Consider the following 14295-nt stretch of genomic DNA (forward strand, 5'->3'; position numbering starts at 1 on the left):
ATGGGGCCTATGTTTATGAAGAAAATAATTTCTGCATTATCGCTATTCTGTGTTTCTATTTCATCAAGCTATGCTGGGTTTGGTTTAGAAACTACTCGTGTGATTTATCATGAAAAAGATAAAAGTGAAGGCGTTGTTGCATTTAATACGGATAAAAATCGGAATTACTTACTTCAATCTTGGGTAGAAGATAAAAAGGGTAATGTAACACAAGATTTCGCGGTAACACCACCATTAGTAAAATTAAGAGCTGAACAAAAAAATACGATTCAGCTAATGAAAGTGTCGACATTACCAAGCGATAAGGAATCATTATATTGGCTTAATGTTAAATTTGTCGCGCCTAGCAGTGAAGATCTAGAACACGTTTTACGTTATTCAATGACAAATAAAATAAAATTAATTTATCGTCCCACAGCATTATCAGATAAAAAAGTAGAAGAGTCAGTAAATGAACTGGCTTGGTCTAAAGCGGCATCAGGTATAAAAGTCAACAACCCGACACCTTTTTATATCAATATAGCGAAACTTAAGGTGAATGGTAAAGAAGTTGAAGCACCAAGTTATTTAGAACCTCGTTCTGAAACGACTATAAATATTCCTAAATTAGGTGCAGGTATGCATACAATTTCTCTGAACTATATCAATGATTATGGTAAAGGGTTAGATAGCAGTTATACGATAAAATAATAATCTCAAAAAGCTGAGTAAAGGCCTATGAATCGTTTTTTTTATAAAAAATATCCATGCTCGCCTATTGTTATGGCTGTTTTATTTGCATCATATTCATTAGATATGCGTGCTGCTGATTACTATCCACCTAGCTTATTAAATATAGCAGGAATGGGAACACAGCTCACGAATGAAGATTTGGATGTTTTCAGAGAAAATGATATTTCACCAGGGAAATATCATGTGAAGTTTTTTATTAATAATAATTTAGTTTTTACTAAAGATATCAATTTTGTCATGATGTCTACTGCGAATGGCGGTGAACAGCTAACGCCTTGCTTTAGTTTTTCTGAGTGGGAAAGTTTTGGTATTGATTTCCAGTCACAGATAAAAGATGAGCAGCAATGTTTTAATATTAATGATATTGAATATGTTAGCCATTATCTTGATTTAAATACCAAAGTTTTTTCATTAACTGTTCCTCAGTTAATGATTAATAAACAGCGTATCAAACAAATAGAAGAAGAACAGTGGGATAATGGTATCCCAGCGATATTCGTTAATTATTCATTTTCAGCATTTAACACTTATGAAAATGGCAAAGTTGATGATAATTATTACGGTAATATCCAAAGTAAAGTCAATATAGGTGCGTGGCGTTATCGTAATTATTCAACTTGGTCAAACAATGAGAGAGAAAAAAATAAGTGGAATAGCATCAGTAACACGCTATCAAGAAATATTAATACAATTAAAAGTGAGCTAACACTAGGGAATTTATATACAAACTCACAGCTCTTTGACTCCTTTAAATTTAAAGGGGTTAAGTTAGCGACTGACAGACAAATGGAGTCATACGATTTAACGAATTATGCTCCGAGTGTGAATGGTATTGCCAACTCTGAATCAGTGGTAACCATTGTTCAAAATGGACAGGTTATCTATAAGAAAAGTGTACCAGCAGGCCTTTTGAAATTACTGATTATTACCCAATGAGTAATGGTGGTAATTTGTATGTTACAGTGCAAGAGGCGAGTGGTAACGAAGTGAATTTTATTGTTCCTTTTTCTTCCATTGCGTTTTTAGAAAGAAAAGGAAAGTTAAAATACAGTTTCTCTAGTGGCCAGTATGACGGTAATAGCAAAGGTGATGGTCGTTATATTAATGAAGCTGAAGTTTATTATGGGCTGACAGATTTTGTCACAGTTTTTAGTGGTGTATTGTATTCTAAACATTATCAATCTTACGCAATTGGTACGGGTTTTAACTTAGGAAATGTCGGTGCAATTACGACTGATATGGTGCATTCTCGCGCTAATGTTGAAAATAAAACGACATTAAGTGGAAATGCGTTTAGAGTTAATTACTCAAAACGTATTGAAATGACCAATACCAGTTTATCATTGGCCGGTTTTCGTCACTTTGATAACAATTTCTTAAATATTGATGATGCATTCTCTTATGAGAATAAAGACCATGGCAGTTATGATAAATTGAAAAATGAATATACTGCATCATTGTCTCAGCCAATTTTGGGAAGTGCTAGCTCTATTAACTTAAACACTGTTGTTTATGAATATGCAAGTGGTAATAAACAACAGTCTTATAATGCGGGTTTTAACAGTAACATAGATAAGGTGCATTATAGCGTCTATTACACTTACTCAAAAGGTAGGCAGTTCCAAAACGATAATAAAAGCTCATATAACCTGAGTTTAAATATCAGTGTGCCATTTGATGTATTTGATAATACTGTGTATGTCAATTATGGGATCTCAACAGATGATCAGCATAGGACATCACAAACGGCACGATTAAATGGAAGCTACGGTGAATCATATCGTGGTACTTGGGATATTTATCAAAGTTACAGTAATAAAGGTGTTGGATATTCAGGTGGATTAAGCAGTTCTTATCGCTCTCCTTATGCGGTGGTGAATGCTGGATATGCTTACAACGATAATAACAAAAACTTTAACTATGGTATTAGCGGATCATTAGTTGGTACGCAATATGGCATGGTGCTAGCCCCGTCAATGCAAGATACGAGTGCGTTGATCTTGATGAAAGATGCCGCTGGGGTTGGTGTCATTAATGGACATTCTGTAGAAACTAACTCATCTGGTTTGGCGGTTGTGCCAGGTATTGCTCCGTATCGTAAAAATACATTAGCGATTGATACGAAAACAATTCCTGAGGATACCGAAATTGAGAATAATATTATTAATAATGTTATTCCGACAAAAGGCGCATTAATACTCGCGGATTTTGAAGCGAAGAAAGGCTACAAGTTATTATTTAAGCTACAGCTTCCAATGAATAAAGAATTACCTGTTGGAGCGAAAGCGGTGACAGAAGACGACGCGACTCATTTAGTTTCTAATTTTAATACGCTGTATTTAGTCGCGGATAAACCGAAAGGCCAAATTAAGGTTAATTGGACAAATGATGGCGTTAATGAATCCTGTACTGTGAATTATAACATCGAAAAGGCTATACCAACGAATGGGCTTTATATGCTTAATTCAGAGTGCCGTTAAAAGGAGCACTAGCAATGAAAAAACAAATACATTTAGGTCGTGTTTTGGTACTGAGCTTAATTTTAATGCTCGTTGGTATAAATAAAAGTTTTTCTGCTCAGGACTGTCTCCCTGGCGGGGATGGACAAGATCATTCAGCAATGCGTGCCACGATTGATATTAAATTGAGTGGCGTGATCAAAAAACATGATGAACTTGGGCGCTACACCTTCGAACGTGAGAGTGGGCGTGGTGGTATTGCTCAGTGCGGGCCTGATTCACAAGTTTATGGTTACGCAACGTATGGTGAAGGTAGCGGTATTTATGCTCGATACTATGGGGATATTGACGGTCGACCTGCTTATCATGTTCACGCGGGTGGACCTGCAAATATTGTTTATGTGTTGATTGATAATAGAACCGGACTCCCTTTTCGTAATCGTCCAGGGCAAGAGTTACCCGTACCTGAAGGGTCATTAATGCCACTTGATGCGACAGTTATTTTCTATGCCGCAAAAGATAATCCAACACCGACTACCTTTACTAACTCAGTGATTGGTTCAGTGTTAATTAAACGTTTTGAGTCAGGTGGTGGGTCAACGAAAGTCGGTTTCACTTATCGATTAAAAGGTAAGGTCGAAAGTGCACCCACATCTTGTTCTGCTCAAAATACCGATTTGACGTTTACATTGCCTCGTTTACCCATAACCGCATTTTCGTCAATAGGCTTTCCTTCTCAGTCATCCGCTGTTGAAGAGAATATCAAAATCGTTTGTACGGGAAATGTTTCAGCTAAGATCAAATTGATAGCTAATAAAACCGAAAGTTATGATGGCAAAGATGCGGTTATTAAGATTGATAATGAAGGGCAGGGGAGTAATGCAAGTGGGATTGGTTACGTGGTGAAATCACCATTAAGTAATGATAATGTTTTGGTTAATCAAACGTTCGTTAAATTAGCGGATTTAGAGAAAGGGGAAACGATGGTTCCTCTGAAGGCGGAATATTATCGTTATAGCCATTCGATAAAAGCGGGGAAAGCGGAAGCAACGGCACAATTTGTTTTGCAGTTTGACTAAGCTAATTTGACCACGATGAAAAAGTATAACCCCCAGTGAGTTTCTCATCGCTGGGGGTTAAAGAGATTAAGCGACTTGTACCGGAACGGCTTTAGCTATGCGGCTCATGACGTTATCGCCGTCAAAATAAGCAACCTTTGGTTTATGTTGGCGCGCATCTTCATCGCTAATACTCACATAAGAGCAGATGATCAGCCTATCACCAACCGCAGCGCGGCGAGCAGCTGCGCCATTGACCGAGATAATTTTAGAGCCTCTTTCCCCAGCGATCGCGTAAGTCGAGAAGCGCTCGCCGTTATCAACATTATAGATATCGATAGCTTCGTATTCGAGGATCCCTGCTGCATCCATAAAGTCTTGATCAATCGCACATGATCCTTCGTAGTGAAGGTCGGCTTGTGTTACTTTGACTCGGTGTAACTTACCTTGTAGCATTTTTCTAAACATAATTGTTATCTGCCATCTTAATATTTATGCTGTGTTTGCTTATTTTTTTAAGCTGAAACAGCGGGTAGGTCAACCTGTAAATTATCAATGAGCCGAGTTTGACCTAACCATGCCGCCATTAAAATCACCGCTTTTTTGCTTCTCGCATTGAGTGCGGCGAGTGTCTCTGCATCACGGATAAACACTTCATCAGGCGTGAAACCTGCTTGCCGTAGTAAATCTTCAGTCTCTTGAAGCAATGTATCAACGGTTTCTGGAGCTGCACTGAGCTTATCTGCCGTTTGTCTCATGATATTGTACAATTGAGGGGCTATTTTTAGCTCTTCAGCGGAAAGGTTATTATTGCGCGAACTGAGTGCCAGGCCATTTTTGGCCCTAACGGTAGGGACAGAGACAATTTGTATATCAAATGAAAGGTCATGTACCATTTTGCGAATCAGTTGTAGTTGTTGATAATCTTTTTCGCCAAAAAACGCTAAATCAGGTTGGACTAAGTTGAAGAGCTTGGTCACGACGGTGGAAACACCACGGAAATGCCCCGGACGGCTAGCACCTTCCAATATTGATGATAATTCAGGTACTTCAACAAAGGTCTGTTGATCCATTCCTTCTGGGTAAAAATCTTTCACTGACGGTGCAAAAACAAGATTGATGTCACGACGTTTCAGTTTCTCACAATCCTCTTGCAGAGTGCGAGGATAGTTGGCTAAATCAGACTGACGATCAAACTGCATGGGATTAACAAAAATACTAACAATAACAATATCGGCTTGTTGTTTTGCCTCATCAATTAAAGTCAGATGCCCATCATGCAGGTTTCCCATGGTTGGTACAAGAGCAATACGTTTACCATCTAGCTTCCAGCGGCGGATTTCACGGCGGAGGATTGGCGACGTTTCGACGATCAGCATGTGTGCATTCCTTATTATTGAGACATAATGACATTATTCAAACGAGTGAGCTTCACTTGGGTAGATCCCCGCTTCAACTTCTTGAATATATAACCTGATAGCATCTTGCATATTGCCTGCTTGGGCAAGAAAGTTTTTGGCAAATTTAGGTGGGCGAGCTGTGATGCCTAATGCATCATGCATGACGAGAATTTGCCCATCAGTACCACTTCCTGCACCAATGCCAATCACGGGAAGCAGAAGCTCTTCAGTGATGCTGCTCGCAAGTGATGTAGGAACACATTCAAGGACCAAAAGCTGAATGCCTGCATTTTCTAAGGCGATGGCATCTTTCATTAATTGGTTAGCGGTGACCTCATCTCTCCCTTGGACTTTATAACCACCAAGTACATTAACGGCTTGTGGTGTGAGTCCTAAGTGTCCACAAACAGGTACAGAACGTTCACATAGCATCTTGACGGTATCACAAAGCCAACTGCCACCTTCAATTTTTACCATGTTAGCCCCTGCTTGCATTAAAACAGCCGCATTTGCACAGGCTTGCTCTGGTGTTGCATAGCTCATGAATGGCATATCTGCGATGATAAATGCGTCAGGAGCACCTTTGCGTACACAGCGAGTATGGTAAGCAATTTGTTCAACAGTAACGGGAAGCGTGCTTGTTTCGCCTTGAACGGTCATGCCCAGAGAGTCACCGACAAGCATGACTTGGATCCCTTGCTCTGCAAATAACTGCGCAAAGCTGGCATCATAGGCCGTGATGGTTGCGAATTTGTGTTTGTCTTTTTTGAACTGACCCAGAGTAGCCAGAGAAATGGGTTTCATTATAATAACCTCCGGAAAAGATCCCACGAATGACCCCTTCTATTAGGAAGGTCACTGTTTAGACGGTGATATCCCAATAAGTGAGGCCGTTACGTGGAACATGTGTGAGCCTTTCTGATAGTTGTTCACCATCAGGAAAAATAAGGTTAGGGGCGATCTCATAGAGCGGATATAACATGAATTCACGCTCTTTTAACCCATAATGAGGTACGGTTAGTCTTGGTGTATTAATAACTTGATGACCGAAAAGCATAATATCGAGATCAAGTGTTCTCGGACCCCAGCGTTCAGCTTTGCGTACTCGACCAAGCTCAAGTTCGATACGTTGTGTATGGTCAAGCAACGTCTCAGGCTCAAGCTCAGTTTCAAGTAGCACCGCGATGTTGAGAAAATCATTTTGATCTTGTGGCCCGAGTGGTTTGGTGCGATAGATAGACGATGTTTTGGCTACACGGCTCTTTGGAATAGCATTTAAAGCTTCAATAGCCTGTTGAGCTTGCTTTAACGGCTCACCAAGGTTACTGCCAATTGCAATATAGACCAATTCCATTCTATGACTCCTGAGTTTTATTAGGCTTACGAGCGCCAGATGAGGATTTACGTGGGCGATGGCGCTTACGCACTGGCGCACTACCTAATTCTGCAATCATTTCACGTTGTTTGGTGTTGTTTGAACGCTGATAATCATCCCACCATATAGCAAGCTCTTGTAGCTCATTTCGACGCTCAACGTTAGCTCTTAATTCTAATAAATCAAATGCAGCACGGAATTTAGGGTGCTCCATTAATTTATTGGCGCGACGCCCTTGACGACGAGGTAGACGTAATTGTAGTTGCCAAATATCACGCATGGTTGTGGTGATCCGTTTTGGTATGGCAATCGAACGGCATTGATCGTCAAGAATATCATTCATCGCGAGTGCAAAGGCATCGTAGTAAGCTAGGCCACCTTCTTGAGATAACTTTTCAGCATGTTCAGTAACCGGATACCATAACATGGCTGAAAACAAAAATGCAGGGTTAACGCGCTTATCATTTTTTAGTCTAAAATCAGTATTTTTGAGCACTTGCTCAATGATTTTTTCCATTGGAGAATCATTGTTGCTACTAAAGCGGCTACTAATAACCGGAAAGAGTTGCTCAAATAGATGATACTCTTTTAGCATCTGGTAGGTTGCGTAGCCTTGTCCGGCTTGTAATAGCTTTAATGATTCTTCAAAAAGCCTTGCGGAAGGGATATCGCGTAATAGCGGAGCAAGACGTTCGATAGGTTGAGCCGTTTTTGGCTCAATTCGCATATTGAGTTTACAGGCAAAGCGTACCGCACGTAACATCCTAACAGGATCTTCACGATAGCGCGTTTCAGGATCACCAATTAGGCGGATAATACCCGCTTTAAGATCGTTTAATCCCCCGACATAATCACGAACAGAAAAATCATCGATATTGTAGTAGAGGCTGTTAACAGTAAAATCTCGACGGATAGCATCTTCTTCGATTGAACCGAAAATATTATCGCGTAGCAACATACCATTTTTGGCTTGCTGAGAGAGATTTTTGTCTTCGGATTCATTTTGGTCATGATGGCCACGGAAAGTCGCCACTTCAATCACTTCAGGCCCAAACATAATATGAGCGAGGCGGAATCGACGACCCACCAACCGACAATTACGGAATAATTTACGAATCTGTTCTGGGGTTGCGTTAGTGGTAATATCGAAATCTTTGGGTTTTTTACCAAGGAGTAAGTCACGCACGCCGCCGCCAACAAGATAGGCTTCAAAACCACTTTTATTTAGGCGATAAAGTACCTTCAAAGCATTATCACTAATATCACTGCGTGAAATAGTATGCTCTGAACGCGGAATTATGGTGATGTTTTCATCCGTATCAGTCGTCATTGTCTCTGGTTTCTCTGCCTGAATGCCGGCACGCTTGGAATGACGAACCGTGTTTTTTGTTTGTTTAGTGTTCTGCTCTACGGACTTTGCTATCGCAGTATCAGAATAAGTGACTGGCCTTTCACCGGCTGCCTGTGCGTCACGCGTGTCCTTGTCATTTCGCGATAAAATATTGCGGCAGAAATTTGCTACTCGGTTAAAAATAGTACACCTCGATATCGTTACTAATATTCATTAAACAAAATAAGCGGCTAATCATAGCCTACTGGCCTTTCTTTGAGAATGCTTAAACGCATAAAAGTCATTTTCAGTTATAAGCATCATCAATAATATCATGAGATGGGATCGCTTTGAGTTGCCATTTATCGGTTGCGATTTTTAAAATCTCACTCGTGCTTAAGTCCCGCCAATGCTCGATTGAAGGCTGATTTAACAACTTTAACGCATGGCATATTACTGGGCGAGGATCTGTCATAGGTAGTGCTGTAGCATGATTTTGCTTTGAGAGCTTATTATTATCATGATTTAGGATTAATGGTAAATGGGCATAATCAGGAATGGGTAATGAAAGATGGTGATATAACGAAATTTGCTGTGAGGTGGCGGGGATGAGATCGGCTCCTCTGATCACTTCCGTGACATTTTGATAGTGGTCATCAACAACCACGACTAAATGATAAGCAAACAAGCCATCTTTTCGATGAATAATAATATCTTCCTCAGCAATATTGGCTTCAGTGTAAATTTCTCCTCTCAATCGATCTGTAAACTGGTAAACAGGGTGGGTTTGTTTTAAGCGAATGGCAGCGTCGTGATTAGGCAGGTACAAATTACGGCAGTGCCCATCATAATGCCCTTGCAGCTCTTTTATGCGTTGACGTGAACAGGTGCAGTAATAACTTTTTCCTTGCTGACGCAGGCTATCTAATGCGGCTCGATAAGCATCATGACGTTTTGATTGATACAGTACAGGCTCATCCCAATACAGTTGGTAATGTTCCAATGTTTTTAAAATGTTTGCAGCAGCTCCAGGCACCTCTCTGGGCGGGTCAATATCGTCAATACGCACTAGCCATTTACCTTGCTGGGCACGAGCTTGCAAATAGCTACCTAAGGCAGTAACAAGAGAGCCAAAGTGAAGATTACCAGAGGGAGAGGGTGCAAAGCGACCAACATAGGATGACGAGGGGATCTTCATTATTAGACTTCCTTATAACGGCGCAATGTGAGGTGCGCCGTTAAGGACTCCATAATTAGCGATTAGCCAGCCATTTGCTTTTCGCGAATTTCTGCTAATGTTTTACAGTCGATACACAAATCTGCGGTAGGGCGGGCTTCCAAACGACGGATACCGATTTCCACTCCACAAGATTCGCAGAAGCCAAAATCATCTTCTTCGACTTTCTTCAACGTTTTCTCGATTTTCTTAATCAACTTACGTTCACGGTCCCGGTTGCGTAATTCAAGGCTGAATTCCTCTTCCTGGGCTGCCCGATCAACAGGATCTGGAAAGTTAGCCGCCTCATCTTGCATATGAGTAACTGTCCGGTCTACTTCATCCCTGAGTTGATTGCGCCATGCTTCGAGAATGAGCTTAAAATGCGCCAACTGGGCTTCGTTCATGTACTCTTCGCCAGCCTTTTCATGATAGGGCTCAACCCCGGCAATGGCGAGAATGCTTAAGGACGATGTCTTACGTTTTTGCCCTTCTTGCATAATGCTTCTCCTACACACGCAAATTTCACAAAACCCCAAAGGGGGAAAAATTAAGGTCGCTATAAATAGCAGAAGAGTGCCCTCTTGGCAATCGTTCATGCAATGAGTTTTGTAATGCTGTGAAGGCGCGCGTGTTTATTCCTTTTTAAGCCCCCAGAACCCATTCGTCCTCGCTTTGTTAAGCGATATAACGACCATTATTTAACAGCTATAAACTTAATGTTTTTACCCAATAGCATTTTTTGTGTATTGATATCTACGTGATAACAAAGAACTTCGACACCATTTTCGATAGCTTCACCCAAAAGTTTTGCGTATTGCTTATCAATATGAGCCGCAGCCGAAACTTCGTAGATTCCCGTATGCAAAACTGCAAACAACAGTATGGCTCTTTTTTTTTCTTTAGCAATTACTGTTAATTCACGTAAATGTTTTTGTCCTCGCTCAGTGACGGTATCAGGGAAAAAACCGCAATTATTTTCCAGTAAAGTAACAGATTTAACCTCTATAAAACAATCAGGTAACCCATCACCAGATAAAAAGAAATCAATACGACTATTTTCAGAGCCATATTTCATCTCAGGCTTTATTACACTATATTCGGATAATTCTGGAATGTTATTTTGTGACAACGCTTCCGCGACTACCTGATTTGCGCGTAACGTGTTAATACAGATGAGATGATCTTGCGAGGTTTGTGTGAGTTCCCAGCTATGGGGATACTTTCGTTTTGTATTATTTGATGTTGAATACCAAATAGTATCCCCAGGTGTCGCGCAACCCGTCATCGCACCCGTATTTGCACAGTGAATGGTCATCACACGACCTTCAGGCGTGATGACGTCTGCTAAAAACCGCTTGTAGCGTTTAATCAGTGTGGCTGGCTGTAACGGGGGAATAAACTCCATATCGTCTCCGCAATAAGTCTTCAGAAAATAATCGGCAATGCTACAATCTTTATCAGCAAATGTTAAACCTCATTGGAGCTATCATCCGCGTGTTACCTATTCATGACGTTAGTAATTCCTTACTCACTGCTTTAGAAAAGTCACCCCAAGTTCTACTGCATGCCCCAACTGGTGCGGGTAAATCCACTGTTTTACCACTAATTATATTGAACAGTGGTGTGATTGAGGGGCGCATTATCATGCTAGAACCACGCCGTATTGCCGCACGTAGTGTTGCTATGCGTTTAGCTGAGCAATTAGGTGAAGAAATCGGTCACACAGTAGGGCTACGTATGCGTTCGGAAAGCCGAGTGAGCTCAAATACGCGTATTGAAGTCGTGACTGAAGGTGTTTTGACCAGAATGTTGCAAAGTGACCCAATGTTAGAAGGGATTGGTTTAGTCATTCTCGATGAATTTCATGAACGCAGTTTGCAGGCGGATCTAGGGCTAGCACTATTGTTGGATACACAACAGGCATTACGCGATGATTTAAAGATTTTATTAATGTCAGCCACTTTGGATGACCAAGGGTTGAACCGGTTGTTCCCAAATGCACCTATTGTGATATCAGAAGGGCGTACTTACCCCGTTGATCGATATTTTTACCCTATAAATAGCAATAAACTATTTCATAAAGAGGTCGCTAATGCGGTCTGGCAACTGTGTCAAAGAGAGAAAGGGTCGTTGTTACTGTTTTTACCTGGGGTAGGTGAAATTGAGCGAACACTGACAGAACTCTCCTCAATAGTGAGTGAGGACATACTTTTATGTCCGATGTATGGTGCACTGTCTATAAAAGAGCAGCAACTGGCTATTCAAGCCGCGCCAGCAGGGAAGCGTAAAATTGTTTTAGCAACGAATATTGCAGAAACCAGCCTTACCATTGAAGGCATTCGGTTGGTCGTTGATAGTGGTTTTGAACGAATAGGGGTTTTTAACCCTCGAACGGGGCTGACTAAACTGGTTAAACAAAGGATTAGCCAAGCTTCTATGGTGCAGCGAGCAGGGCGAGCAGGACGTTTAGAGGCGGGGGTTTGTTGGCACTTATTTAGCCAAGAACAGGCTGAACGCGCTGCGAAATACAGTGAGGCAGAGATATTACACAGTGATTTAAGCTCCCTATGGTTATCGCTGTTGCAATGGGGTTGCCAAGAGACGGAGCAGCTACAATGGCTGAATGCACCACCTCGCCCCGCGATTGCCGCCGCTAAAGATTTACTGTACCGATTAGAGGCTGTCGATATACATGGGCAATTAACGTCGGTAGGTCGTGGAATGGCCGAGTCAGGCAGCTCGGTGCGGACAGCGGCGATATTATATCAGGCTCAACAAAGTCAGAACGATGAGGTCGTTAAGCTAGCCGCTTTACTCGTGGCTATTTTAGAAGAGCCTCCTCGTCAGGGAAGATGTGATATTCACGACTATTTAGAAAGACCAACTGAAAATTGGTGTCGACGTGCTTCCTTGTTGAGTGGCCATAAAGTGACGGCTGCTGTAGGAAAAGCACATGCTTTAATTAGTGAGTGGTTACCTACTTTGCTAGCCGTTGGTTTCCCTGATCGGATAGCCAAAAATAGAGATAATCAAGGTCGTTATCAATTAGCGAGTGGGTTAGGTGCATCGTTAGATGAGAAGGATACATTATCAGGTCGAGAATGGCTGATTGCACCTATGCTATGGCTGCCAGAAAGCTCAGCAGATGCAAAAATAGCCTTAGCGGTTGCGATTGAAATAGACAATTTGCGAGAGGCATGCCCCCATTTATTTTTTCAACAAGAAACGGTGGAGTGGGATGAACAAAAAGGCACATTGATAGCTTGGCGGCGGCTGCAATGTGGCCAATTAGTGGTACATTCAGAAAGATTGACCAATCCTGATAGTAAACAGATTGAACAGGCATTGTTGCATTGGTTACGCCAGAATGGTTTGAGTAGTTTGGATTGGCATTCTTCTGCTCACCAGCTACGTATTCGTTGCCAATTGGCGAAACAATGGTTTCCTGATGTCGTTTTGCCGGATGTTGATGATGCGACCTTGTTGGATTCGTTAGAGTCTTGGCTAGCACCTTATCTCAGAGGTATTACTCATCGTAAACAACTGCAAGCAATTGATGTCGGAGCACTCTTAGCGCATCGTTTAGATTGGCAGCAGAAAAAATGGTTAGATGATGCATTACCGACACATTATTTATCAGGCTCAGGGAGTTCTGTGAATATTCATTACTCTTTAGATAAAGCGCCGATGATGGAAATTCGTATGCAAGAAATGTATGGACAAGCCTCTAACCCAACCGTTGCTCATGGTAAGGTGATTGTGGCGGTGTCTTTATTGTCACCTGCAATGAGGCCATTACAAATTACCCAAGATTTGGGCGCATTCTGGCAAGGCAGTTATCGTGAGATACAAAAAGAGATGAAAGGTCGCTACCCAAAACATTTATGGCCAGATGACCCTGTTAATACGCGACCAACGAATAAAACTAAAAAAGCGCTAAATAACATTGAAAAGCATTAAATGAATGCGAATAGAAAAATACAGCGCTAAATATACTCGAAACGCGCTGTAAAAAAGCGTAACCGCTTGGGTTCATAGGTAAATCTAAGCCCTTTCATTTTTTCTTTTTGTTGGTATAAGTGAATAATACCGTTAGCAACCCAATCTAAATGTGCATAGGTATAGACTCTACGAGGGATGGCCAAACGAACGGTTTCCAGTGCTGGTCGAAGGTTTTCCCCTGTTTTTTTATCTCGTCCGTCCAAGATAATACCGCGTTCCACGTTACGTACAGCGGTTTCAAGGTAGATACTTGCAGATAAGCTTTGTGCTGGAAATTGATCTTGTGTTAAGTGTGGACAAAAACGCGGAGCATCTAAAAAGACGCCATGTCCACCAATAGGTTCAATAATAGGAACATTCGCGGCTTGCTTTTCAGCTCCGCATCCTTGATGTGTCGGAATGACTATTTAAATCCAAAGAGCTGCTGTACGGCGTGTTCAAGTTGATAAAAGTTTTGACTGCCAGCATAGGACTCATCTCCAGTCATCAAACTTGCCCACGGTTTGTCAGACATTGTATTCGTCCCACTGTCAGTCAATAAGTCGATGTAAATATCTTACGAACGTAACAGAAAAGGATTATAGCCAGCTTCATGAATTTTTATTTTGCCTGCTTGTCGCGACAATATTGATAGTGTTTCAACACTCTTTATTCGGTAAGGTTCTACTGGATACAGCATAATAACACTCCACAGGTTAATAAATTATTTAAAAAACACTT

Annotated in this window: 12 protein-coding genes and 2 pseudogenes; 5 read left to right on the top strand and 9 right to left on the bottom strand. The window is 41.3% G+C overall.

What is annotated here, in order from left to right; all coding sequences use genetic code 11:
- Positions 1-15: 15 nt before the first annotated feature.
- The 4 genes and pseudogenes from O7C57_RS05630 to O7C57_RS05645 all read left to right on the top strand — a co-directional run bounded on the left by O7C57_RS05630 (position 16) and on the right by O7C57_RS05645 (position 4270).
- Entirely contained in the window at positions 16-690 is a 675-nt protein-coding gene (locus O7C57_RS05630; RefSeq protein WP_230086010.1) for a fimbrial biogenesis chaperone, read from the top strand.
- Positions 691-843: 153 nt separating this feature from the next.
- Positions 844-2882, top strand: a pseudogene (locus tag O7C57_RS05635) (fimbria/pilus outer membrane usher protein); the annotation flags it as partial.
- Positions 2883-2987: 105 nt separating this feature from the next.
- Positions 2988-3212, top strand: coding sequence for a FimD/PapC C-terminal domain-containing protein (locus O7C57_RS05640; RefSeq protein ID WP_269723984.1), 225 nt, complete (start codon positions 2988-2990; stop codon positions 3210-3212).
- A gap of 14 nt (positions 3213-3226) precedes the next feature.
- Entirely contained in the window at positions 3227-4270 is a 1044-nt protein-coding gene (locus O7C57_RS05645) for a fimbrial protein (protein WP_154622208.1), read from the top strand.
- A gap of 66 nt (positions 4271-4336) precedes the next feature.
- Here O7C57_RS05645 and panD read toward each other — a convergent pair whose 3' ends face one another.
- From panD to sfsA, 8 genes are all read right to left on the bottom strand, one after another.
- The gene (gene panD / locus O7C57_RS05650) at positions 4337-4717 is read right to left on the bottom strand and encodes an aspartate 1-decarboxylase (RefSeq protein ID WP_154622207.1); all 381 of its coding nucleotides are present in this window, start codon (positions 4715-4717) and stop codon (positions 4337-4339) included.
- Between the two features lie 47 nt (positions 4718-4764).
- Positions 4765-5628 (bottom strand): pantoate--beta-alanine ligase, encoded by an 864-nt coding sequence (panC, locus tag O7C57_RS05655; protein WP_269723756.1) that lies wholly within the window; start codon positions 5626-5628, stop codon positions 4765-4767.
- A gap of 33 nt (positions 5629-5661) precedes the next feature.
- Positions 5662-6453 carry a 3-methyl-2-oxobutanoate hydroxymethyltransferase gene (gene panB / locus O7C57_RS05660; protein ID WP_154622205.1) on the bottom strand — a complete coding sequence of 264 codons (792 nt, stop codon included), beginning with the start codon at positions 6451-6453 and terminating at the stop codon, positions 5662-5664.
- A 58-nt stretch (positions 6454-6511) separates the two neighbouring features.
- Positions 6512-7003, bottom strand: coding sequence for a 2-amino-4-hydroxy-6-hydroxymethyldihydropteridine diphosphokinase (gene folK, locus O7C57_RS05665; protein ID WP_154622204.1), 492 nt, complete (start codon positions 7001-7003; stop codon positions 6512-6514).
- A gap of 1 nt (position 7004) precedes the next feature.
- Positions 7005-8354: a polynucleotide adenylyltransferase PcnB gene (gene pcnB, locus O7C57_RS05670; RefSeq protein ID WP_208852759.1), complete on the bottom strand. Its 1350-nt coding sequence runs from the start codon at positions 8352-8354 to the stop codon at positions 7005-7007.
- Between the two features lie 307 nt (positions 8355-8661).
- Entirely contained in the window at positions 8662-9552 is an 891-nt protein-coding gene (gene gluQRS / locus O7C57_RS05675) for a tRNA glutamyl-Q(34) synthetase GluQRS (RefSeq protein ID WP_154622203.1), read from the bottom strand.
- 62 nt (positions 9553-9614) lie between these two features.
- Positions 9615-10070 carry an RNA polymerase-binding protein DksA gene (dksA, locus tag O7C57_RS05680; RefSeq protein ID WP_004922522.1) on the bottom strand — a complete coding sequence of 152 codons (456 nt, stop codon included), beginning with the start codon at positions 10068-10070 and terminating at the stop codon, positions 9615-9617.
- A gap of 197 nt (positions 10071-10267) precedes the next feature.
- The gene (gene sfsA / locus O7C57_RS05685) at positions 10268-10978 is read right to left on the bottom strand and encodes a DNA/RNA nuclease SfsA (protein ID WP_154622202.1); all 711 of its coding nucleotides are present in this window, start codon (positions 10976-10978) and stop codon (positions 10268-10270) included.
- Between the two features lie 59 nt (positions 10979-11037).
- Between sfsA and hrpB the strand changes: the two genes are divergently transcribed.
- Positions 11038-13533 (top strand): ATP-dependent helicase HrpB, encoded by a 2496-nt coding sequence (hrpB, locus tag O7C57_RS05690; RefSeq protein ID WP_269723757.1) that lies wholly within the window; start codon positions 11038-11040, stop codon positions 13531-13533.
- A 26-nt stretch (positions 13534-13559) separates the two neighbouring features.
- On the opposite strand, the pseudogene O7C57_RS05695 reads toward hrpB, so the two are convergent.
- Positions 13560-14254, bottom strand: a pseudogene (locus O7C57_RS05695) (beta-eliminating lyase-related protein).
- Positions 14255-14295: the final 41 nt, after the last annotated feature.

Origin of the sequence: Providencia sp. 21OH12SH02B-Prov (genome assembly GCF_027362595.1) — a bacterium.
GTDB classification, from domain to species: Bacteria; Pseudomonadota; Gammaproteobacteria; order Enterobacterales; family Enterobacteriaceae; genus Providencia; species Providencia zhejiangensis.